Genomic DNA, 18174 nt, shown 5'->3' with positions numbered 1-18174 from the left:
ACCCCCGACCCCTCGTGACTCGCGCTGAAGCACTCGCCAGCGCGCGCCTCAGAGTTATATACGGAAACGCAGCCACACACCCCGTGACCTGACCAGGGTCGCGGGGTGAACTCGGCGGGAGCGTAGTCCACCACCCCGCAGAAGCCGCAGGACTGCCTGTTCGCTACTCCAGCCAGTCGATCGCGCCGTTCAGCTCGAACGGGAGCGTGCCGTGTCGGTAGCCCTCGATACGGCCGTCGGGGCGCGCGCGGAACACCACCGTCGGGTCGTGAGAGACCGACGGCCGTTCGGCGGCGACGGCGGCCCACTCGTCGTCACGGAACGACGAGCAGTCGACGAACAGCGTCGCGGTCGGATGCGCCCGGAGCTGGTCGCTGTTCTTCGCGCCCGCGGTCTCGCGGAGCGCCGCGATGGGGGTGTCCGCGCGGTCGCGACGGGCCGGCGGGAGCGGGCGCGTCACCTCGACGAGGTGCTCGCCGTCGACGAGGAAGTCGAGTGCGTGCCCGCTGTCGAGTTCGATTTCGGGCTCGAAGCGCACGCCCGCGTCGTGGAGGAGTTTCGCGACCGTGAACTCGCCCATCGTCGCGGCCATCCGCCCGAGGTCGAGCCCCTGGCTCGTCCCGAGCTTCGAGGCCATGGTGTACCGGTAGGCGTCGAGCATCCCGGTCGAGAGCGCGTCCTCGTAGAACGCGAGCCCCTCGTCGCGGGTCGCGTCGGGGAAGCCAGCGGCGTGCTCGTCGAAGAACCGGCGCGTGGTCGTCCGCCCGTCCTTCGAACAGAACACAGGGAGGAAGAACCACGCGACGTGGTCGTAGTCGGCGAGCCACGGGTCGACGACTTCGAGCCGCGCCAGCAGTTCGCGCTGCGCCCAGCGTGCGATGCCGTACGGCACCTCGGTGAAGTCGTACTTGTCCGTCCGCCACAGCACCTCCGGGGTCGTCGTGTTCCCCATCCAGTAGCCCTCGTGGTCGTTCCAGACGAACAGCGCGAACTCCCCGTTGTGCATCTCCAGCCGGCAGGCTTCGTAGCCGTTCGGTGGGTCGAACCACGGCTCCTCCAGACGCGCGCCGATGGTGTCGTCGAGCGGTCGAAGCAGCTGGTCGCGGACCTGCTGGTCGTTCCACGGGCGGGTCGACCGACGGAACCGAAGTGGCCCTGCCACACCTGAGGATACGTGCGGACGGATTTACCGGTTGCGTCCGCGTCCCGTCGAGAGATGACTTAAAAACCCGTTCGAAATCCCCGTTACATTAATTACCACCAATTCGTAAGTGAGTGTGTAACTACCATGTCAATGGGTGCCTATGACGAGGAAGAGCACGAGCGCCGAGAACAGAAGACCGCGGCCGTCGACGTGAGCACGGACGACGACCGGACCCACTACGAGGGGAAGGTCGAGTACGACTCGGGGGACTCCGCAGAGGCGCTACTCGACCAGTTCAAGCAGATCAAGTCGTCACGCTGACGCCGCTCGGTTCTCTGGTCCGCAACAGCACCAGCGACAGCCCCGTCACGGCCGTCACGGCGACGACGTGACCGACGAGCGCGACCAGCAACACCGGCTGGTCGGCGACGAACGGCACGAGCGCGAGCTGGACGAGCCCGAACGCCATCGTCTCGAGGTCCGCGCGGACGAACGTTCGGCGAGCCGTCTCGTCCAGTTCGTACCGGGCAGAGCGCCACAGCGCGACCACCGACGCCCACCAGCCGGTGCCGATGCGGTAACAGACGTCCCACAGCACCAGCAGCATCAGGTAGACGACGACGATCGGCGGGTCGGGCCCGAACAGCGACGCGAGGAGCGAGCCGCCCGTCCGCGGGTCGAAGACGAACAGGTGGGTGACGAGCGCGACGAACGCGAGCACCGCGAGTACCACCTCGATGCTCGACCCGAACAGGAGCCGCGAGTACGCCTCGGGGACGGTTGCACGGCGGGCGAGCCGGCCGATTCGGAGCATCTCAGTGCTCCCGACGGCGGCAACCGCCACGGCGACCGTCCCCGCCAGCGCCGCGTTCCAGAGGTCGTAGTACCACGCCAGCGCCAAGAGCGCCACCTCGAACACGAGAAACTGGAGGGCGATAGCGGCCGGCTTCGGGAGGTCGATACCCGGGAGCGCGCCGACGATGGACTCGTACACCCACGTCTCGCCGAACTCGGGAGAACGACTCATGCAGTCGTCACCGGCACCGACGCGGGCTCCCCCAGCGCGCGGGCGACGGCCGTCTCGAACGGCGTCTTCTCGATGGGAACGACCGCGTCGATGCGGTGGTCCGAGACCACCACCGGGTTCTTCAGCCCGAGGATGAGCGGGTGCGCCACGCTCGTCGGGACGTCCGTCACGAGCCCGAGCCAGTAACTCGACAGCCGCGGGGTCAGCACGGGTACCGGGACGATGTACGGCTCGTGGCCGGTAGCGTGGGCAGCGACGACGCGGATGATCTCCTCGTAGGTCAGCACCTCCGGGCCGCCGATTTCGTACATCTCGCCGGCCGTCTCAGGGGCGTCGAGCACGCCCGCCAGATACGCGATGACATCGTCGATGGCGATGGGCTGACACCGGGTGCGAACCCACCGCGGCGTCACCATCACCGGGAGTCGCTTGGCGAGTTGGCTGACGACCCCGAACGACGCCGACCCCTCCCCGATGATGATGGCCGCCCGGAGCGTCGTCAGTGCGTAGTCACCCTCCGCGAGGACCGTCTCGACCTCGCGCCGGGATTTCAGGTGTTCGGAGAGGTCGTCGCGGTCGTCGCCCAGCCCGCCGAGATAGACGACCCGCTCGACGCCGGCCTCGGTCGCGGCTGCGGCGAAGTTGTGAGCGGCCCGGCGGTCCCGCTCAGCGTAGTCCGCGCCGGCACCCATCGAGTGGACGAGGTAGTAGGCCGCCTCGATGCCGTCGAGCGCGGCTTCGAAGCTCCCCGGGTCGAGGAGGTCGCCGGTCGCCACCTCGACTCCCGAGGGAGCGTCGTACCGCGAGGGGTCGCGGACCAGAGCGCGAACGTCGTGGCCCCGCTCGACGAGCGCGGGGACCAGACGCTCACCGACGAACCCCGTCGCCCCCGTCACGAGTACGTGCATACGGTGAAAACGCCGCGCAGCGACTTAATCCCACCCGGGGGTCGGCGGCGCACCGCGGGCCTCCTCGACCTCGCGGGCGGTCGCGGGCTCCGGGTCGGCCGCGTCGGCGAGACGCCCCCACTCGTCGCTCGCCTGCCCAGCCCACGACTCGGCGTCGAGAACGGCCGCGTAGGTTTCCTCGTAGTGGTCCGTGTCGACCTCGACGTCGCCCGGGTGGTGACCGGCCGCGACGGCGACGAACTCCGCGCGGTCGGCGGTCGTCGCTCGCCCCTCGACCAGCCGCTCGACGACGCCGTCGAGGCGGTGCGGCGCGGGGTGGACGAACACGCTCGACCCCAGCGGCACCGGGTCGATACCCGGCTCTTTCGGGGGCGTGCCGTCGCGGAGTCGGTCACCGTCGAACGCCCGCTCCACCCGCTCGCACTCGGTCTCGAACCCGAGCGCGAGGTTCTCGCCGGGGTAGCTCGCACACGTCTCGGGGTAGCGGTCCGTGCCGTGGATGCGACACTGCAGCGTCGTCGGGTCGAGGAACACGCAGGCGTCGAGCCACGCCGGGTCGTGACCGAACGGCCCGACCGGTTTCGACGGTTTGTGGAGCCCCACGTAGAACGCTGGGCCGCCCGCAACCGACGCGAGTGTGTGGCCGTCGACCGTCACGCCCGTCTCGGCGGCGAACAGCCGCGGAACGAGTACGTCGCCGAAGCCGTCGTCGACGAACCGCCGAATCTCGTCGCCGGTGAGCGGCACGAGGTTGTAGGTGTCGTCGAGCGGGCGGTACCGCCCCTGCCGCTCGTGGTCCGGGGCAGCCTCCGAGAGCGGTCGCCAGTCGACACAGCAGCCGGCACATCCCTCGCAGTTCACCTCCATACGTGTCGTTCGGTAGCACGGGGCATAAGCGACCCGCCGTACGTTATGCCGTGGTTCGGTCGACGGCACACCGATTCCCGGAGTTACATTTTTGTGGTCGTCGTCGGTACGTTGTGATGGAGGTGTCCTGTCGTGACAGCGCCGAAACCCACCAGCGACGGAACCGTCGACCGACCGACCCCGTGGGCCGACGGGCCGCCCTCGCGCTACGACCTCGTGCTGGCGGTCATCCCGCTGACGCTGCTCGCCGGGAGCGTCGCAGGGCTCGTCTCGCCGCTGGAGCTGCACGACACGATGCTCGCTGCGGGGCTCGTCGCCGCGTTCGTACTCGCGGACGTGCTGTTCCGCAACCCCCCGCACGACCCGACCTGACGGTCGGTAGCGTCTTGCCGCACGCGTCCGTACCACGACCATGGCAACGGAGCCGTGTGACGGCTGTGGCCGGCGCGTGACCATCGCAGGGGGCATCGCGAACCTCTGGACGTTCGGCGGCGACCAGACCGACGGCCTCGCGCTCGAGCTCGCCGACGGCTCCGAGTTCCTGCTCTGCTACGACTGTATCGAGAAACTCCCCGAAGAGGCGACCGGCGAGGACGTCGCGGCGCTGGAGACGGCCGAGTAGCTACAGCAGGCCGTCGTCGTCCGACGTGGGCGTCGCCGTGGCGTCGTCGCCTGTCACCGTGTCGGTGGTGTCGTCCACGGTATCCGTCGTCGAATCCGTCGTGTCGGTTACCGTGTCGGTCGTATCGTCAACCGTGTCGGTGGTCGAGTCCGTCGTATTCGTCACCGTGTCCGTCGTCGAATCCGTCGTGTCGTCCACGGTATCCGTCGTGTCGTCCACGGTATCCGTCGTCGAATCCGTCGAGTCGTCGGTCGTGTCGTCCACAGCATCCGTGCCGTCGTCCACCGTGTCGTCGACGACCGCTCCGGTGTCGTCGGTCGTCTGGTCCACGCCCTCGGTGGTGTTGTCGACGGTGTCGTCGACGATATCGCTCGTCTCGTCGACCCCGTCCGTGGTCTCGTCGACGGCCTCGCCAGCGCCGTCGGTGACCTCGTCGGTCGGGACCTCGCCGTCGCCGACGGCGTCGACGCTGTCGCCGACGGTGTCGGTGGCCGTCTCACCGACGCCCGTCACCGTGTCGTCGGTCGCCTGGAGCGTCCGGTAGAGCGAGCTCTCGGAGTTGTTGAGGAGGTAGAACGGGCCGCGGAGCACCATCGCCATCGAGCTGTTGGGCGAGAGCAGCGACATGTCCGGGTCTTCGGTCCCGACCTGCGAGCCGTCGGTGTCGTCCTCGTCGAACACGTCGACGAGTTCCTGCCCGGCGTCTTCGGGTGTCCGGTCGTCGTCCGACGAGTCCGCCGCCACCGAACCGTCGACGCCGTCGGCTCGACTCTCGGTGCCCTCCCGGGCGGCTGCATCGGCTGACGAGTCGGGAGTCGGTGTGGCCTCGCCGGCGCCGGGGGGCTCGGTCGGCCTGGTGTCAGCGCTCACCCCGAATGCGGGGTTGCCGACGATGCCGAATCCGAGCAACAGGACGACTGCGAGTGCGGGAATAATCGCGTTTGAGTATGGCGTGGCTGTCATTGATGTCCCCCGTCGCCGCGTGCTGTCACACCCCCGACGACCTGGCTGGCCCGAGTCCGTCACTCGGACCGTGTTGCGTCGTCCTCCAACCGGCCAACTATAAACTGTTAGTAGTGTTTCACGACTCGAAAGTCGCTGGCAGTGACCGGAGCGTTTACCCTCGGCGCGACGTTCCCTCCGATGTGAACCCCGCGCGCATCAAATCGCAGTTCCCCGCCCCCTCCTTCCGCGGTGCGCAGGAGACGGCGCTCGAACGCATCCGCGAGGCGTTCGAGGCCGGGAACGACGTGGTGCTGGTGCGCGCACCGACCGGGAGCGGCAAGTCGCTGCTGGCGCGAGCCATCGCCGGCTGTGCGAAGACGCCCGGCGAAACCGACCACGTCGAGTCCTACGGCGCGTACTACACCACCCCACAGGTGTCCCAGCTCGACGACGTGGCTGGCGACGACCTGCTCGAGGACCTCTCGATAATCAGGGGCAAATCCAACTACGACTGTATCCTCCCCGGCGAGACCGATACCCCCGTGACGCAGGCCCCCTGCGCACGCGAGCGCGGCTTCGACTGCCCCGTCAAGCACCGCTGCCCGTACTTCTCCGATAGAGCGATCGCCTCCAACCGCAACATCGCCGCGATGACGCTCGCGTACTTCATGCAGACCGCCGGCTCGGACGTGTTCGGCAAGCGTGACGTCGTCGTCATCGACGAGGCGCACGGGCTGGCCGAGTGGGCCGAGATGTACGCCACCATCGACCTCTCACCCGGCCGGGTCCCGGTGTGGGACGCCTGTGAGCCCCCCGAAATCACGGGTCTCACAGAGGTCGAGGACTACGCCGAGCGCCTCCTGCGCGTCTGTGGCCGCCGGCAGGAGGAGTTGCGGTCGACCGTCGAACTCTCGCGCTCGGAGGTCGCCGAGCGCGACCGCCTCGCCGAACTCACGCGGGAACTCCAGTGGTTCCTCGAGGACGCCCGCGACCCCGAGAGCCCGACGACGTGGGTCGTCGACCAGCACGACGGCGCAGGGACCGCCGTGACGGTGAAACCGATGGACCCCGCCCGCTACCTCCACCACACGGTGTGGGACCGCGGCAACAAGTTCGCCCTGCTCTCCGCCACGATACTCAACAAGGACGCGTTCTGTCGCGGAACCGGCCTCAATCCCGACACCGTCGCGCTGGTCGACGTGCCGCACACGTTCCCCGTCGAGAACCGCCCGCTGTACGACGTGACCTGCGGGAAGATGACGTACGAACACCGCGAGGAGACCCTCCCGAAGATCGCCCGCACGGTCGTCCGGCTGATGCAACACCACCCCGACGAGAAGGGGCTGGTTCACGCGCACAGCTACGCCATCGCCGAGAAGCTGGAGTCGCTGCTCGGCGACTTCGGCGTCGGCGCCCGCATCCGAAGCCACGACAAGGAGACGCGCGACGACGCACTCACCGGCTGGAAGCGCGAGGACTCGAACGCCGTCTTCATCTCGGTGAAGATGGAGGAGGCGCTGGACTTGAAGGGCGACCTCTGCCGCTGGCAGGTGCTGTGTAAGGCACCGTACCCGAACACGCGGGACTCGCGAGTCGCTCGCCGCCTCGAAGACGGCCAGTGGGGCTGGTACTACCGAACCGCACTCCGGACCGTGATTCAGGCCGCCGGGCGCGTCGTCCGCGGTCCCGAAGACTACGGCGCGACGTACCTCGCCGACTCGTCGCTCCTGGACCTGTTCGAGCGCGCGGCGTTCGACACCCCCGACTGGTTCACCGAGCAGGTCGACCGGATATCGACGCCCGACCTCCCACGGTTCGACCCGAACGCAGCGGTCGCAGGGGCGACGAACCGCTCCTACTCGAGTGGCCGTGGCTCGACGCGCTCGGGCACCGACGCCGACTCGGGAAGCCAGCCGGCGTCGCTCGAAGACCACCCCCTCGGCGACGTCTGGGGGACGGATTAGAAGAAGTAGGCGGCGACGTACGCCACCGACGAGAACACCATCAGGAACACCATCAGCAGTGCGAGTACCTGTTGTCTGTCCATACCGAGCGATATGGCCGTACGCGCATAGGTCCTTCGGGCGGGCCCAGTCTCCGTCGCGGGGGGCCCAGTCTCAGTCGGCAGGACTCGTTCCCACGCAGTGAGAATCGGAATCCTGCTTGAAGTCCGTAGACTCCCATGTACCACATGTAGAGGTAATCGAAATGTCCACCAGAACCACCCGAGAACTCAACGCCGAGATATTCGGCCGTGAGACGCACTTCGAGTACAGCGAACACTGGATCGGCTACGCGCTGGTCTCGATGCGCGTGGTGATGGGCTGGGTCCTCCTGCAGGGCGGGCTCACCAAGCTCATCACGTACCTGAACGCCGACCCCGCCGACAACTGGACGGCCGCGGGCTTCCTCGCGAACGCGATTCCCGAGGGCAACCCGTTCACGGGGGCGTTCGCCACGATGGCCGGCAGCGCGACCGTCGACATCCTCGTCATGTGGGGCCTCACCCTCACTGGCCTCGGACTCATCATCGGTGCCGCGGTGCGCTGGAACGCGTTCTGGGGCGCCGTCATGATGATGATGTTCTGGGCCGCGTCGCTCGAGGGCGGACTGTTCGCGGGCCTCCCGCTCGCGCACGGCTGGGTCGTTGACGACCACATGGTGTACGCCGCCCTCCTGTTCGGCCTCGGCGCCGCCGGCGCGGGCCGCATCCTCGGCGTCGACGCCTACCTCGAGAAGATGGAGTTCGTGAAGAACAACCGCGTGCTTCGGCTCATCCTCGGCTGAGAGGGTGAGCGCGGCACGCGACCCACACGACCAGCCCCCGGAGATGGGGGCACATCTGTACTGTACCATAACCACCGACCAGTTGGAGAGCTGGGGATGTACCCATGGACCGAGGACTACTCATACTGCTCGTCGTGCTCGTCAACGCGGTCGTGCTCGTGCTCGGTGGGCTCGTGACGCATCTCGCGTACCGAGCGTACCGACGCACCCACGGGCGAGAGCTCGGCCTGTTCACGCTCGGTTTCGGGCTGTTGACGCTCGGCTTCGCCGTCGGTGGCACGCTCCACCAGCTGCTCGGCGCGGACCTCCTGACCGGCGTGCTGGCCCAGAGCCTCCTCAGTGCACTCGGGCTCGCCACCCTCGTCTACTCGCTGTACGTCCGCTTGCCGAAGGAACCGACGACTGCGCCGGCGTGACACGACCGCGGCACCATCAACTGCTGCCTGAACCGAGACGCTCCTGTGACTCCACCCGACCCACGAGCGACGCTACCGAGGCGCGGCGCGAGGAACGCGGCTAGCCCAGCCGAATCGGGTCCGCGGTCGGGGCGATCCGGACCCGAACCGCGTCGCCGACGGCGAACTCGTGGCCCTCGTGGAACACGAGTTTCGCGCCGAACGGCACCTGCGAGGCGAACAGCGAGAGCCCGGTCGCCCGCTCGCCGTTCGCTCGGACGGCCACGTCGTGCCACGTCACGTCACGTCCCGTGGCGACCCCGACTTCACAGTCGAGTAACGACACCGGGCCGTCACAGGGGGACAGGACGCCACCACCCGTGTAGTGAGCGAGTCCCCCGTCGAGCGGGAGCCCCTCGTCCGACGCGACCGCAGCGAACCCCGTGCCGTCGAAGGTCGGTGTGTCGAGTAGCGCGTGGGTGGGGCCGGTTTCGACGACTTCGCCGTGGCCATCCCAGTCGACCGCCGCCACCGAGACGCCGAGGTCGAGCGGGAGCGACCCCGACGCCCGATACGGGTTCTGCTCGGGGTCGCGGAAGCCGAGGTGGATGTGGTCGTCGACCCACCGGCCGAAGAACCCCGAGCGGACGAGCGTGCCGAGCGAGTCGCCGACCGTGACCTGGTCGCCCGGGTCGACGCCGGGGTCGACGTGGAGGACCCGCGCGACGACGTCGCCACAGTCGACGAGGATGAGGTGGTCGTGGTCGACGGCGTACGACTGCGGGGGACACTGTACCGTCCGGGTGTCGAGCACCTCGCCGGCGACCGGCGACGGCGCCGGGCCACCGTTCTCACCGGGGTAGAGGTCGACCGCACAGCCGTGGTCGTGTGCCGGGTACGGGGAGTTGTAGAGGGAGAAGCGCTCGTACCGCTCGACCACGTCGCCCGGGAGCGAGACCATAGCGGCGCAAGGGAGCGGGGGGCTTTAGCCGCGTCGCCCCCAAATCGAGGTATGCGAGTCGTCCGGGGACGCGGCGAGTCCATCGCGGCCGACCGGGCGGTGACCGAGCGCCTGCGCGAGGACGTGCGCGAGACGGGCGAGTCCGTGGTCCGTGTGTGGACCCCGCACCGCCAGCTCGCCTTCGGGCGCCGGGACACCCACGCAGCGGGCTACTCCGAGGCGCGAGCCGCCGCCGAGGAACACGGCTTCCCCCCGTACGAGCGGAGCGTCGGGGGCCGCGCGGTCGCCCACACCGGCTCGACGCTCGCGTTCGCCCGCATCGAGCCCGTCGACGACATCAGACGGGGGCTCGACGCCCGCTACGACGCGGCCGTCCGTGACCTCCGAGTTGCACTCGAAACGCTGGGGGTCACGGCCGAGCGGGGCGAGCCGCCCGAGTCGTTCTGCCCCGGCGACCACTCGCTCTCCTCCTCGGGGAAACTCGTCGGCATCGCCCAGCGCGTCTCGACGGGGGCGGCCGCGACCGCTGGCATCCTCGTCGTCCGCGACCACGCCGAAATCGCGGCGGTTCTCGACCCCGTTTACCACGCGCTCGGCGTGCCGTTCGCCCCGGACTCCGTGGGGAGCGTCGAGCGCGCTGGCGGTGACGGCGACCCCGAGAGGGTGGCGAGCGCCGTCGAGAACGCGCTCGTGGGGGAGCGCGAGGCGACGGTCGAACGGCTCGGCTGACCAGCCCGTAGACGACACCGAGAGCGCCGAGGCCACTGGAGTGAAGTGGCAACACATCGAACGGTTCGAGGATGGCCGGCTCGCGCTACCGACCCGAGAGCCAGGGTACGTCGCCGCCCGCCACCGACCGGGACGACGACCCGGACCTCCTGACCGCCATCGGCTACTACGGCGCGGGGCAGTTGCTCGTCCTCGGGCTGCCGGCGCTGTGGCTGCTGTTCCTCTCCTCGCTCGACCCGACACTGCTCGGGCCCGCGGTGTTGACCGCCTGCGCCGCACTGCCGGTCAGCATCGCCGTCGGTCGACGCGGGCTGTTCGGTCCCGACTGGCCGCGGCTGTCGAACGCGAAACTGGGGACCGGCGAGGACGGCGGCTACCTCGCGTTCCTTCGGCGGGCCGCGCACGTCTGTTCGACCCTCGTGCTCGCCGTCCTCGTCGGCGTGCTGGTCGGCCACCGCGCTGGCGTTCCGGCCGCGGTCGTGACCACCGCGCTACTCACCGTCATCGGAACGGCGCTCGCCGTCACGTTCGCGCGTCCGGGACGGTGGCGACGGCTCGCGACCGCGGCCTACCACGCCACGGCGCTCGGCCTGGTCTGGACCGTGGTCGACCCGTTTGCCTCGGGGCTCCCGTCGGCCGCCGCGACCACCGCCGTGCTCGCGCTGCTCGGTGTCGTCGCCGTCTGGCGGGCACCCACCGCGGACTGACGCGGTTACTTTCGGGAGGCATAAGCCAACCCCCCTCCCAGCCCCGGCAATGCTCTTTCGCAACGCCGAACTCGCCGACGGGCAGGTCGTAGACGTCCGTGTCGAGGGCGAGACCATCGCCGAGGTCGGCGAGGACCTCGACGAGGGCGAAGCCCTCGCTGCCGACGACACCGAGGCCATCGACGCCACCGGCAAGCTCCTCCTCCCCGGGATGATCGACGCCCACGTCCACTTCCGCGAACCGGGCTACTCGCACAAGGAGACGTGGGCGACGGGCTCGAAATCCGCCGCGGCGGGCGGCGTCACGACCGTCGTCGACCAGCCGAACACCTCGCCACCCACGACGACGGGCGAAGCGTTCGACGAGAAAGCCCAGCTCGCGAGACCGTCGACCGTCGACTTCGGCCTCAACGGCGGCGTCACCGAGGCGTGGGACCCCGACTCGCTGTTCGACCGCCCGCTGTTCGCCCTCGGCGAGGTCTTCCTCGCGGACTCGACCGGCGACATGGGCATCGGCCGTGAGCTGTTCGAGGAGGCCGTCTCCCTCGCGGCGGAGAACGACGTCCCCGTGACCGTCCACGCCGAGGACGCGACGCTGTTCGACGAGAGCGTGCGTCCCGGCGGCGCGAACGAGCGCGATGACGCCGACGCCTGGAGCGCCTTCCGCACGCCCGAGGCCGAGGCCGAGGCCGTCGAACTCGCCTGCGACGTGGCTGCCGAAACAGAGGCCCAGGTCCACATCGCCCACACCTCCACGCCGGAGGGCGTCGACATCGCCCACGACGCCGGGCTCACCTGCGAGGTCACCCCCCACCACCTGTTCTGCTCGCGTGAGGACCTCGACGAACTGGGGACGTACGGCCGGATGAACCCGCCCCTGCGGAGCGAAGCACGCCGGGAGGCCGTCTTCGAGCGACTCGCGGACGGGACGGTCGACATCGTCGCCACCGACCACGCACCCCACACTCGCGCCGAGAAGGCCGCGAGCATCTGGGAGGCACCGTCAGGCGTACCGGGCGTCGAGACGGCGCTCCCCCTCCTGCTGGAGGAGGCGCGACAGGGCACCATCAGCTACGAGCGGGTGCGCGACGTGACCGCCGCCAACCCGGCCGAGATCTTCGGGCTCCCACAGAAAGGGAAGGTAGAGGAAGGCCGCGACGCCGACCTCGTGCTCGTCGACCCGGAGGCCAGCCGCGAGATCCACGGCGACGACCTCCACACGAAGTGCGAGTGGACGCCGTTCGAGGGGAAACGGGGGGTGTTCCCCGAGCTCACGACCGTCCGCGGCACCGTCGTCTACCGCGACACGAACGCCGGGCGCGACGCCTCGGGCGTGCTCCGGCCGCGACGCGCAGAGTTCGCAGAAGTCGTCGGGAAGAACGTCCGGGCGGTCGAGCGGTAGCGAGCCCGCCGACCGGCAGGTGAAACGAGCGGCGAGCCAGAGTGCCCTACCGCAGGGTCGCGCTCATCTCCAGTTCGAAGCTCCCGGTCTCGGAGGGCTCGAACCCGACGTTCTCGTACAGCGCGACCGCCGGGCGATTCCAGCGTTCGACCGTGAGCCAGACGTGTTCGACGCCCTGCTCGCGGCCGAGTCCCAGCAGCGTCTTCATCAGGCGCGTCCCGATGCCCGCCGCCTGATAGTCGGCGAGTACGAAGATTGCGAGTTCGTAGGCGGGGTCGGGGGCGTCGCCGAGGTCGGGGACGAGCGTGGCGTGGCCGACGGCGCGGTCGCCGTGCCACGCGACGACGTTGAAACAGTCGTCGGTGAGGATCTCGTCGAGCCATCGGCGGACGCCCGTCTCGCCGACGGGGGGGATCCCCTGCGCGCGGTCCTCGGGGTCGAACGCGACGTACATCTCGACGAGTGCCTCGTGTTCGTCGTCGACCGGCGCGTCGGGGGCGCCGTACTGTCTGACCGTCAGCGCGCGCCCCTCCTTGTCCTCGAACGGATGCGGCGGCGGCTCGTAGGGACCGGCCACGATGTCGGGATACGGGCGCGTCATCGGACCAGCGTCACCGAGGTCTGTGCGTTCAACAGGACGAACTCCGCGATGGAGCCGAGCTGTACCTTCCCGAGCGGGCTCGTCTCGCCGCCGCCGAGCGCGATGCGGTCGAACCCTTCGCGCTCCGCGAGCTCGACCAGCCCGCTTCCGGGGTGGCCCTCGACGACTCTGACGCGCTCGGGGAGCCCTGCCTCGGAGAGCGCCGTCCGGGCGCGTTGCTCCACGTCTTCGACCGCAGGCTGGGAGTCGGGGTTCTCGACGACCGCGACCGTCAGCTCGTCGCCGGCCTCCAGCGCCCGCTCGATGGTCCGGTCGAGCGCGCGAAAGGAGTCCTCGCTCCCGCCGATACCCAGCAGCACCTTCATGCTCGACCCCACGAGCGGCGGGGGGAAAAACGTCCCGACGCGGCGAACGAACGTTTTTGTCCGCCCCCGACGCCTCTCCAGTATGGGTGTCGCGGAGAACCTTCGCAACGAGGCCAGCGGCGTCGTCGCCCTCCTCGTCCTCGGGCTCGGCTTCGCCGCGCTGTTCACCGGCCAGTCGTGGTTCTGGCTCGTCTGGGTCATCGGCTTCGCCGTCGTCCTCCCGCTCGTCTCCATCGCCTTCGGGCTCGACGACGACGAGGACGAGCCGGAGCCACCGCGAGACGAGGACGCCGAGGCACTGGAAGAGCTCAAGCGACGCTACGCCCGCGGCGAACTCGACGAAGACGAGTTCGAGGCCCGACTGGAGCGCCTGCTCGAAACCGAGGACGTCGAGGCGGCCCGCGAGTACGTCGAGCGGGGCCGCGAGCGCCGCGAAGCCGAGTGAGCGTCCGCCGTCCGTCAGACATCGCCGACATACTTTTTCGCGGGGGGGCCCGACTCGCTCGCATGACCGACGATGGGTCTGCGATGGGCGCACAGGAGGACCCCGATGGGGAGGTCGAGGCCGGGGAGGTGACGGCCGCGATTCGGCGCGTCGACGACGAGCCGACGAACGGGGCAGAACCCGCCGACGCCGACGTGCCTGACGACGTGGCCGAGTACGCTCGCTTCTCGAAGATCGACGGCGCGACGTACGACCGCGCCAACGAGTTCCTGCGAGACCGCACGTACATCACGGCGCGCGAGTGGGCCATCGCACGGCTCTGTGCCGATTTCAGGACGGAGACCGGTGTCGAGATGACGAAGATCGGCGAGAACCTGCCGCACCTGGTGCCGTTCATGACGGACACGTACACGCCACAGGCCGTCAATCAGGCGCGCGCCTCCTTCGAGCAGAAGGTGCAGAAGGCGGGCGCGACGTTCCTCTACGGCGCGATGTGTGACTTCTTCACCGCCGAGGAGCTCGACGACCTGATGTACGAGGTGACGGAGGTGGCGAAGTTCCTGCTCGAAGTCGAGGGCGTCGAACTCACCGTCGAGGAGGAACTCGCGGCCGAAGACCGCATCTCGAGTGTGATGCGCGAGGTGCGCGAACAGAGCGCGGCGCTCCGACACGACGAGATGTCCTGTCCCGAGTGTGGCCACACCATCGGCGGCGACGACTAGGGAGACTCGACCGCAGGGAGAGTCTCCACCATCCGAACGGGGAGCGTAGCGACCCGTGAGGATGAGTGTGGCGCCGACGCTACTCCTCCGCGTCGAACCGCTCGTCGGGGAAGAACGGCTCGGGGTTCTCGTGGGTGAACTCGACGATCTCGTCGCCCTGCAGGTTGCGGACGCGCGTGTGGAGCACCCCCTCGTGCTTTCGGAGTTCACCCTCGCCGCTCTCCGTCCGCTCGTAGTACGCGGGCAGGAACACCGCGGCGTCGGCGGCGTCCGCCTCGACGACGACGAGCAGGAACACCACACCCTCGGTGTCACCCCGGTAGACCTCGTAGGAGTCGAAGGTTCGGCCCTCGACGATGTCGAGCAGGGCGGCGAACTCGTCGTCGGGGGCGATGGCGACGATGCCGAACTGCTCGTGATCGGCGGGCACGACCGTCACGTCGCCGGGGTGGAGTTCGACGGTCTCCCAGCCCGCGTTGCGGTACTGCGTGGCCGTCTCCTCCATGTCCTCGACGACGGCCTCCCAGTGGCCGACGACCTTCCCGAACGGGTTGTCCGCGCTCATGGTCGGTGACGGGGGGCGGCCGGGGAAAAACGTTCCGCGCTGGCACGAACGGCCGCGTTCGGCGACGAATGCTGTGCCGACATCTCCGCATCCCGCAACTGTTTTAGGCGACATTTGCGAACCGAAGAGACATGCGCGACCTGCTTTCGCTCTCGAATCTCCAGACCTACTTCGACACGGAGCGGGGCACCGTGAAGGCCGTCGACGGCGTCGACCTCACGGTCGAACCGGGTGAGACCGTCGGCCTCGTCGGCGAGTCAGGCTCCGGGAAGTCCGTGACGGCGCTGTCGGCGATGCAGCTGGTCGACGAGCCCGGCCGACAGGCCGGCGGCGAGGTGAAGTTCGGCGCGCTCGACACCGTCCGCCGGTTCGCCCGCCAGTACCCGAAACGCGTCGCCCGCAACGGCAACGACGGCTTCGTCCACATCGAGGCCGCCCGCGTCGACCGCGGAGCGGTCCCCGAGAGCCCCCGCAAGAACCTCCCCGACTTCGACGACCTCTCCGACACCGAACTCGGCCGCCGGCTCGCCCGGTACGACGGCGACCTCGTCGCCGGCGAGGGCGAGGAGGGGCCCGTCACTATCGAAGACGGCTACGTCGACCTCGCGGCCGCGCCCGAAGACGCCATGCGCTCGGTGCGTGGCGGCGACATGGGAATGATCTTCCAGGACCCGATGACCTCGCTCAACCCCGCACTCCCGGTCGGCGAGCAGGTCGCCGAGTCCCTTCGCCTGCACCGCTACGGCGGCCGCAAGAAGGACACGTGGACGAACGCGCTCCGCGAAATCCTCCCGTTCGGCGACGAGGGCATCGACGACCGCGTGCTCGCGGACGTCATCGACATCTTGGAGGACGTGGGGATTCCCGAGGCCGCAGCGCGCGTCGACGACTACCCCCACGAGTTCTCGGGCGGGATGCGCCAGCGCGTCCTCATCGCCATCGCGCTCGCCTGCCGCCCACAGCTCCTCATCGCCGACGAGCCGACGACGGCACTCGACGTCACCATCCAGGCACAGATTCTCGACCTCATCAACGACCTGCAGGACGAGTTGGGGATGGCCGTCCTGTTCATCACTCACGACCTCGGGGTCGTCGCCGAGACCTGCGACCGCGTCGCCGTGATGTACGCGGGGGAAATCGTCGAGGAGGGGCCGGTCGAGGAGATCTTCGCGAACCCCTCACACCCGTACACGTACGCGCTCCTGGAGTCGATTCCCCGAGAGGACGCCGACCGCCTCACCCCCATCGAGGGGAACGTCCCGAGCCTCATCGACATGCCCGAGGGCTGCCACTTCGCGCCGCGCTGTCCGTGGTCCCAGCCCGAGTGTACCCAGGGCGAGGTGCCCGACCTCCAGCACGGCCCCGAGGACGTCGACCACCGCGCGAAGTGCATCCACGAGGAGTTCGACACGAGCATCTACGGTTCAGACCGCGGGGGCATGAGCGCCCGCGAATCGACACGCACCGACGAGACGCTCGTAGAGGTCGACGGGCTGAAGAAACACTTCTCGCAGGCTGAAGACCTCCTCGACAGATACATCGGCGAGCAGCCGGGGACCGTGAAAGCGGTCGACGGCGTCGATTTCGACATCTACGAGGGCGAGACGCTCGGGCTCGTCGGCGAGTCCGGCTGTGGGAAGTCCACGACCGGCCGCACCCTGCTCCGGCTGCTCGAACCCACCGATGGCCGGGTCGTCTTCGCCGGCGAGGACCTCGCCGGGCTCGACAAGGAGCCGCTCCGAAAACGTCGCCGCGACATGCAGATGATCTTCCAGGACCCGCTCTCGTCGCTCGACCCCCGGATGACCGTCGGGCAGACGGTGCTGGAGCCGCTGAAGATTCACGACCTCCCGCTGCTCGACGTGGCTGTCGAGGGGCGCACGGACGCGGCCGTCGCGGGTGACCGCGTCCGCGGCCCCGTCGCCCCCGAAAACGCCGACGTGCGTGTCGAGGTGACGGGCGGCGAGGCTCGCGCGACGGCCATCACGGGACTCGTCGACGACGACGAACTCGACGTGACGGTCGACGGCGAGACGGTTCGCGTCGAGGTGACGGCCCCAGTTCGCCGGCTCCGGCGCGACCGCGTCGTCGAACTGCTGGAGGCCGTAGGGCTCGAAGGCGACCAGTACGGTCGGTATCCCCACGAGATGTCCGGCGGGCAGCGTCAGCGCGTCGGCATCGCCCGCGCGCTCGCCGTCGACCCCGAGTTCATCGTCTGTGACGAGCCGGTGAGCGCGCTCGACGTGAGCGTGCAGGCACAGATCCTGAACCTGCTGGAGGACCTCCAGCAGGAGTTCGGGCTCACCTACCTGTTCATCGCACACGACCTCTCGGTGGTCCGGCACATCTGCGATCGCGTCGCCGTGATGTATCTCGGCGAGGTGGTCGAAATCGCCGAGACGGACGCGCTGTTCGCCGAGCCGCGTCACCCCTACACACAGGCGTTGCTCTCGGCGATTCCCGAGCCGGACCCGACGGCCGGCGACGACCGGACCATCCTCGAAGGCGACGTGCCCTCACCCATCGACCCGCCCTCCGGCTGTCACTTCCGGACGCGGTGTCCGCAGGTCATCCCGCCCGACGAGATCGACATCGAGCAGGCGGCGTACCGTGAGGTGATGAACCTCCGGCAGCGCGTCGAGGACGAGGACATCGACGTCGACGCGGTCCGGGCGAGCATCGAGGGTGAGTCCGCGGTGGCAGCCACCGACGGCGGCCAGCCGGACGTGACCCGAGCCATCCACGACGAGTTCTTCGACCACGACCTCTCGGGGGAGAACCAGCGCGTCGTCAAGGCAGCCATCGACGAGGTCGTCGCCGGCGAGTTCGAGGCGGCGGCCGACCGGCTCCGTGAGCGGTTCGAGAGCGTCTGCGAGCGCCGCGACCCGGCGCTCGACGACGGCGACCACCCGGCGGCGTGCCACCTCTACGGCGAGTAGCTCCGGGAGATCGGTCGAATGCCGGCTCTTCCCACGGTTTAAT

At 69.2% G+C, this 18174-nt stretch carries 21 protein-coding genes; 12 read left to right on the top strand and 9 right to left on the bottom strand.

Annotated features, from left to right (window positions below; all coding sequences use genetic code 11):
- Nucleotides 1-163: 163 nt before the first annotated feature.
- Nucleotides 164-1162, bottom strand: a complete 999-nt coding sequence (locus tag NL126_RS07405) for a DUF5784 family protein (protein ID WP_255198281.1) — start codon at nucleotides 1160-1162, stop codon at nucleotides 164-166.
- A 126-nt stretch (nucleotides 1163-1288) separates the two neighbouring features.
- On the opposite strand from NL126_RS07405, the gene NL126_RS07400 reads away from it, so the two are divergent.
- Nucleotides 1289-1465, top strand: coding sequence for a DUF5786 family protein (locus NL126_RS07400; protein ID WP_255198280.1), 177 nt, complete (start codon nucleotides 1289-1291; stop codon nucleotides 1463-1465).
- Here NL126_RS07400 and NL126_RS07395 read toward each other — a convergent pair.
- The 3 genes from NL126_RS07395 to NL126_RS07385 are packed head-to-tail and all read right to left on the bottom strand — an operon-like array spanning nucleotide 1449 to nucleotide 3946.
- Nucleotides 1449-2171, bottom strand: a complete 723-nt coding sequence (locus NL126_RS07395) for a DUF7530 family protein (RefSeq protein ID WP_255198279.1) — start codon at nucleotides 2169-2171, stop codon at nucleotides 1449-1451. The two genes, NL126_RS07400 and NL126_RS07395, sit on opposite strands and share 17 nt — an antisense overlap.
- Complete coding sequence (locus NL126_RS07390) at nucleotides 2168-3079, bottom strand: NAD(P)H-binding protein (protein WP_255198278.1); 912 nt, start codon at nucleotides 3077-3079, stop codon at nucleotides 2168-2170. The genes NL126_RS07395 and NL126_RS07390 overlap by 4 nt, the downstream gene beginning before the upstream one ends.
- A gap of 24 nt (nucleotides 3080-3103) precedes the next feature.
- Nucleotides 3104-3946, bottom strand: a complete 843-nt coding sequence (locus NL126_RS07385; protein ID WP_255198277.1) for a YkgJ family cysteine cluster protein — start codon at nucleotides 3944-3946, stop codon at nucleotides 3104-3106.
- 132 nt (nucleotides 3947-4078) lie between these two features.
- Between NL126_RS07385 and NL126_RS07380 the strand changes: the two genes are divergently transcribed.
- Nucleotides 4079-4318: a DUF8015 family protein gene (locus NL126_RS07380; RefSeq protein ID WP_255198276.1), complete on the top strand. Its 240-nt coding sequence runs from the start codon at nucleotides 4079-4081 to the stop codon at nucleotides 4316-4318.
- 40 nt (nucleotides 4319-4358) lie between these two features.
- Nucleotides 4359-4568 carry a DUF7561 family protein gene (locus NL126_RS07375; protein ID WP_255198275.1) on the top strand — a complete coding sequence of 70 codons (210 nt, stop codon included), beginning with the start codon at nucleotides 4359-4361 and terminating at the stop codon, nucleotides 4566-4568.
- Here NL126_RS07375 and NL126_RS07370 read toward each other — a convergent pair whose 3' ends face one another.
- Nucleotides 4569-5531 carry a hypothetical protein gene (locus NL126_RS07370; RefSeq protein WP_255198274.1) on the bottom strand — a complete coding sequence of 321 codons (963 nt, stop codon included), beginning with the start codon at nucleotides 5529-5531 and terminating at the stop codon, nucleotides 4569-4571.
- A 182-nt stretch (nucleotides 5532-5713) separates the two neighbouring features.
- On the opposite strand from NL126_RS07370, the gene NL126_RS07365 reads away from it, so the two are divergent.
- From NL126_RS07365 to NL126_RS07355, 3 genes are all read left to right on the top strand, one after another.
- A complete protein-coding gene (locus NL126_RS07365) occupies nucleotides 5714-7477 on the top strand; it encodes a helicase C-terminal domain-containing protein (RefSeq protein WP_255198273.1) in 1764 nt (587 codons plus the stop codon).
- A gap of 244 nt (nucleotides 7478-7721) precedes the next feature.
- Entirely contained in the window at nucleotides 7722-8300 is a 579-nt protein-coding gene (locus NL126_RS07360) for a DoxX family membrane protein (RefSeq protein WP_255198272.1), read from the top strand.
- A gap of 104 nt (nucleotides 8301-8404) precedes the next feature.
- The gene (locus tag NL126_RS07355; RefSeq protein ID WP_255198271.1) at nucleotides 8405-8716 is read left to right on the top strand and encodes a DUF7521 family protein; all 312 of its coding nucleotides are present in this window, start codon (nucleotides 8405-8407) and stop codon (nucleotides 8714-8716) included.
- A 100-nt stretch (nucleotides 8717-8816) separates the two neighbouring features.
- On the opposite strand, the gene NL126_RS07350 is transcribed toward NL126_RS07355, so the two are convergent.
- Nucleotides 8817-9656 (bottom strand): DUF8155 domain-containing protein, encoded by an 840-nt coding sequence (locus tag NL126_RS07350; protein ID WP_255198270.1) that lies wholly within the window; start codon nucleotides 9654-9656, stop codon nucleotides 8817-8819.
- Between the two features lie 51 nt (nucleotides 9657-9707).
- Between NL126_RS07350 and NL126_RS07345 the strand changes: the two genes are divergently transcribed.
- The 3 genes from NL126_RS07345 to NL126_RS07335 all read left to right on the top strand — a co-directional run bounded on the left by NL126_RS07345 (nucleotide 9708) and on the right by NL126_RS07335 (nucleotide 12494).
- Complete coding sequence (locus NL126_RS07345; RefSeq protein WP_255198269.1) at nucleotides 9708-10385, top strand: lipoate--protein ligase family protein; 678 nt, start codon at nucleotides 9708-9710, stop codon at nucleotides 10383-10385.
- Nucleotides 10386-10456: 71 nt separating this feature from the next.
- Entirely contained in the window at nucleotides 10457-11092 is a 636-nt protein-coding gene (locus tag NL126_RS07340; RefSeq protein ID WP_255198268.1) for a hypothetical protein, read from the top strand.
- A 49-nt stretch (nucleotides 11093-11141) separates the two neighbouring features.
- The gene (locus NL126_RS07335; protein WP_255198267.1) at nucleotides 11142-12494 is read left to right on the top strand and encodes a dihydroorotase; all 1353 of its coding nucleotides are present in this window, start codon (nucleotides 11142-11144) and stop codon (nucleotides 12492-12494) included.
- Between the two features lie 46 nt (nucleotides 12495-12540).
- On the opposite strand, the gene NL126_RS07330 is transcribed toward NL126_RS07335, so the two are convergent.
- Both NL126_RS07330 and NL126_RS07325 read right to left on the bottom strand, forming a co-directional pair.
- Nucleotides 12541-13095 carry a GNAT family N-acetyltransferase gene (locus tag NL126_RS07330; protein WP_255198266.1) on the bottom strand — a complete coding sequence of 185 codons (555 nt, stop codon included), beginning with the start codon at nucleotides 13093-13095 and terminating at the stop codon, nucleotides 12541-12543.
- Nucleotides 13092-13460 (bottom strand): universal stress protein, encoded by a 369-nt coding sequence (locus NL126_RS07325; RefSeq protein ID WP_255198265.1) that lies wholly within the window; start codon nucleotides 13458-13460, stop codon nucleotides 13092-13094. The genes NL126_RS07330 and NL126_RS07325 overlap by 4 nt, the downstream gene beginning before the upstream one ends.
- An 82-nt stretch (nucleotides 13461-13542) precedes the next feature.
- Between NL126_RS07325 and NL126_RS07320 the strand changes: the two genes are divergently transcribed.
- Nucleotides 13543-13905 (top strand): SHOCT domain-containing protein, encoded by a 363-nt coding sequence (locus NL126_RS07320; protein WP_255198264.1) that lies wholly within the window; start codon nucleotides 13543-13545, stop codon nucleotides 13903-13905.
- A gap of 62 nt (nucleotides 13906-13967) precedes the next feature.
- Nucleotides 13968-14627 (top strand): DUF5806 family protein, encoded by a 660-nt coding sequence (locus NL126_RS07315; protein WP_255198263.1) that lies wholly within the window; start codon nucleotides 13968-13970, stop codon nucleotides 14625-14627.
- Between the two features lie 79 nt (nucleotides 14628-14706).
- On the opposite strand, the gene NL126_RS07310 is transcribed toward NL126_RS07315, so the two are convergent.
- On the bottom strand, nucleotides 14707-15192 hold the full coding sequence (locus NL126_RS07310) for a DUF7529 family protein (protein WP_255198262.1): 486 nt from the start codon (nucleotides 15190-15192) through the stop codon (nucleotides 14707-14709).
- A 131-nt stretch (nucleotides 15193-15323) separates the two neighbouring features.
- Here NL126_RS07310 and NL126_RS21965 point away from each other — a divergent pair, with 131 nt between their 5' ends.
- On the top strand, nucleotides 15324-18131 hold the full coding sequence (locus NL126_RS21965) for an ABC transporter ATP-binding protein (RefSeq protein WP_286670843.1): 2808 nt from the start codon (nucleotides 15324-15326) through the stop codon (nucleotides 18129-18131).
- The last annotated feature ends 43 nt before the right edge of the window (nucleotides 18132-18174 follow it).

This window comes from Halorarius litoreus (genome assembly GCF_024362405.1).
GTDB classification, from domain to species: domain Archaea; phylum Halobacteriota; class Halobacteria; order Halobacteriales; family Haloarculaceae; genus Halorarius; species Halorarius litoreus.
The sequence above is the reverse complement of the archived record's forward strand: the minus strand, read 5'-3'. Positions and strand labels throughout refer to the sequence as shown.

Excerpts from the sequence above, each read along its gene's own strand:
- NL126_RS21965 (WP_286670843.1), top strand. The coding sequence starts at position 15,324 with ATGCGCGACCTGCTTTCGCTCTCGAATCTCCAGACCTACTTCGACACG.
- NL126_RS07385 (WP_255198277.1), bottom strand. The coding sequence starts at position 3,946 with ATGGAGGTGAACTGCGAGGGATGTGCCGGCTGCTGTGTCGACTGGCGA.
- NL126_RS07350 (WP_255198270.1), bottom strand. The coding sequence starts at position 9,656 with ATGGTCTCGCTCCCGGGCGACGTGGTCGAGCGGTACGAGCGCTTCTCC.
- NL126_RS07330 (WP_255198266.1), bottom strand. The coding sequence starts at position 13,095 with ATGACGCGCCCGTATCCCGACATCGTGGCCGGTCCCTACGAGCCGCCG.
- NL126_RS07395 (WP_255198279.1), bottom strand. The coding sequence starts at position 2,171 with ATGAGTCGTTCTCCCGAGTTCGGCGAGACGTGGGTGTACGAGTCCATC.
- NL126_RS07320 (WP_255198264.1), top strand. The coding sequence starts at position 13,543 with ATGGGTGTCGCGGAGAACCTTCGCAACGAGGCCAGCGGCGTCGTCGCC.
- NL126_RS07390 (WP_255198278.1), bottom strand. The coding sequence starts at position 3,079 with ATGCACGTACTCGTGACGGGGGCGACGGGGTTCGTCGGTGAGCGTCTG.
- NL126_RS07345 (WP_255198269.1), top strand. The coding sequence starts at position 9,708 with ATGCGAGTCGTCCGGGGACGCGGCGAGTCCATCGCGGCCGACCGGGCG.
- NL126_RS07400 (WP_255198280.1), top strand. The coding sequence starts at position 1,289 with ATGTCAATGGGTGCCTATGACGAGGAAGAGCACGAGCGCCGAGAACAG.
- NL126_RS07310 (WP_255198262.1), bottom strand. The coding sequence starts at position 15,192 with ATGAGCGCGGACAACCCGTTCGGGAAGGTCGTCGGCCACTGGGAGGCC.
- NL126_RS07370 (WP_255198274.1), bottom strand. The coding sequence starts at position 5,531 with ATGACAGCCACGCCATACTCAAACGCGATTATTCCCGCACTCGCAGTC.
- NL126_RS07335 (WP_255198267.1), top strand. The coding sequence starts at position 11,142 with ATGCTCTTTCGCAACGCCGAACTCGCCGACGGGCAGGTCGTAGACGTC.
- NL126_RS07360 (WP_255198272.1), top strand. The coding sequence starts at position 7,722 with ATGTCCACCAGAACCACCCGAGAACTCAACGCCGAGATATTCGGCCGT.
- NL126_RS07355 (WP_255198271.1), top strand. The coding sequence starts at position 8,405 with ATGGACCGAGGACTACTCATACTGCTCGTCGTGCTCGTCAACGCGGTC.
- NL126_RS07375 (WP_255198275.1), top strand. The coding sequence starts at position 4,359 with ATGGCAACGGAGCCGTGTGACGGCTGTGGCCGGCGCGTGACCATCGCA.
- NL126_RS07315 (WP_255198263.1), top strand. The coding sequence starts at position 13,968 with ATGACCGACGATGGGTCTGCGATGGGCGCACAGGAGGACCCCGATGGG.
- NL126_RS07340 (WP_255198268.1), top strand. The coding sequence starts at position 10,457 with ATGGCCGGCTCGCGCTACCGACCCGAGAGCCAGGGTACGTCGCCGCCC.
- NL126_RS07325 (WP_255198265.1), bottom strand. The coding sequence starts at position 13,460 with ATGAAGGTGCTGCTGGGTATCGGCGGGAGCGAGGACTCCTTTCGCGCG.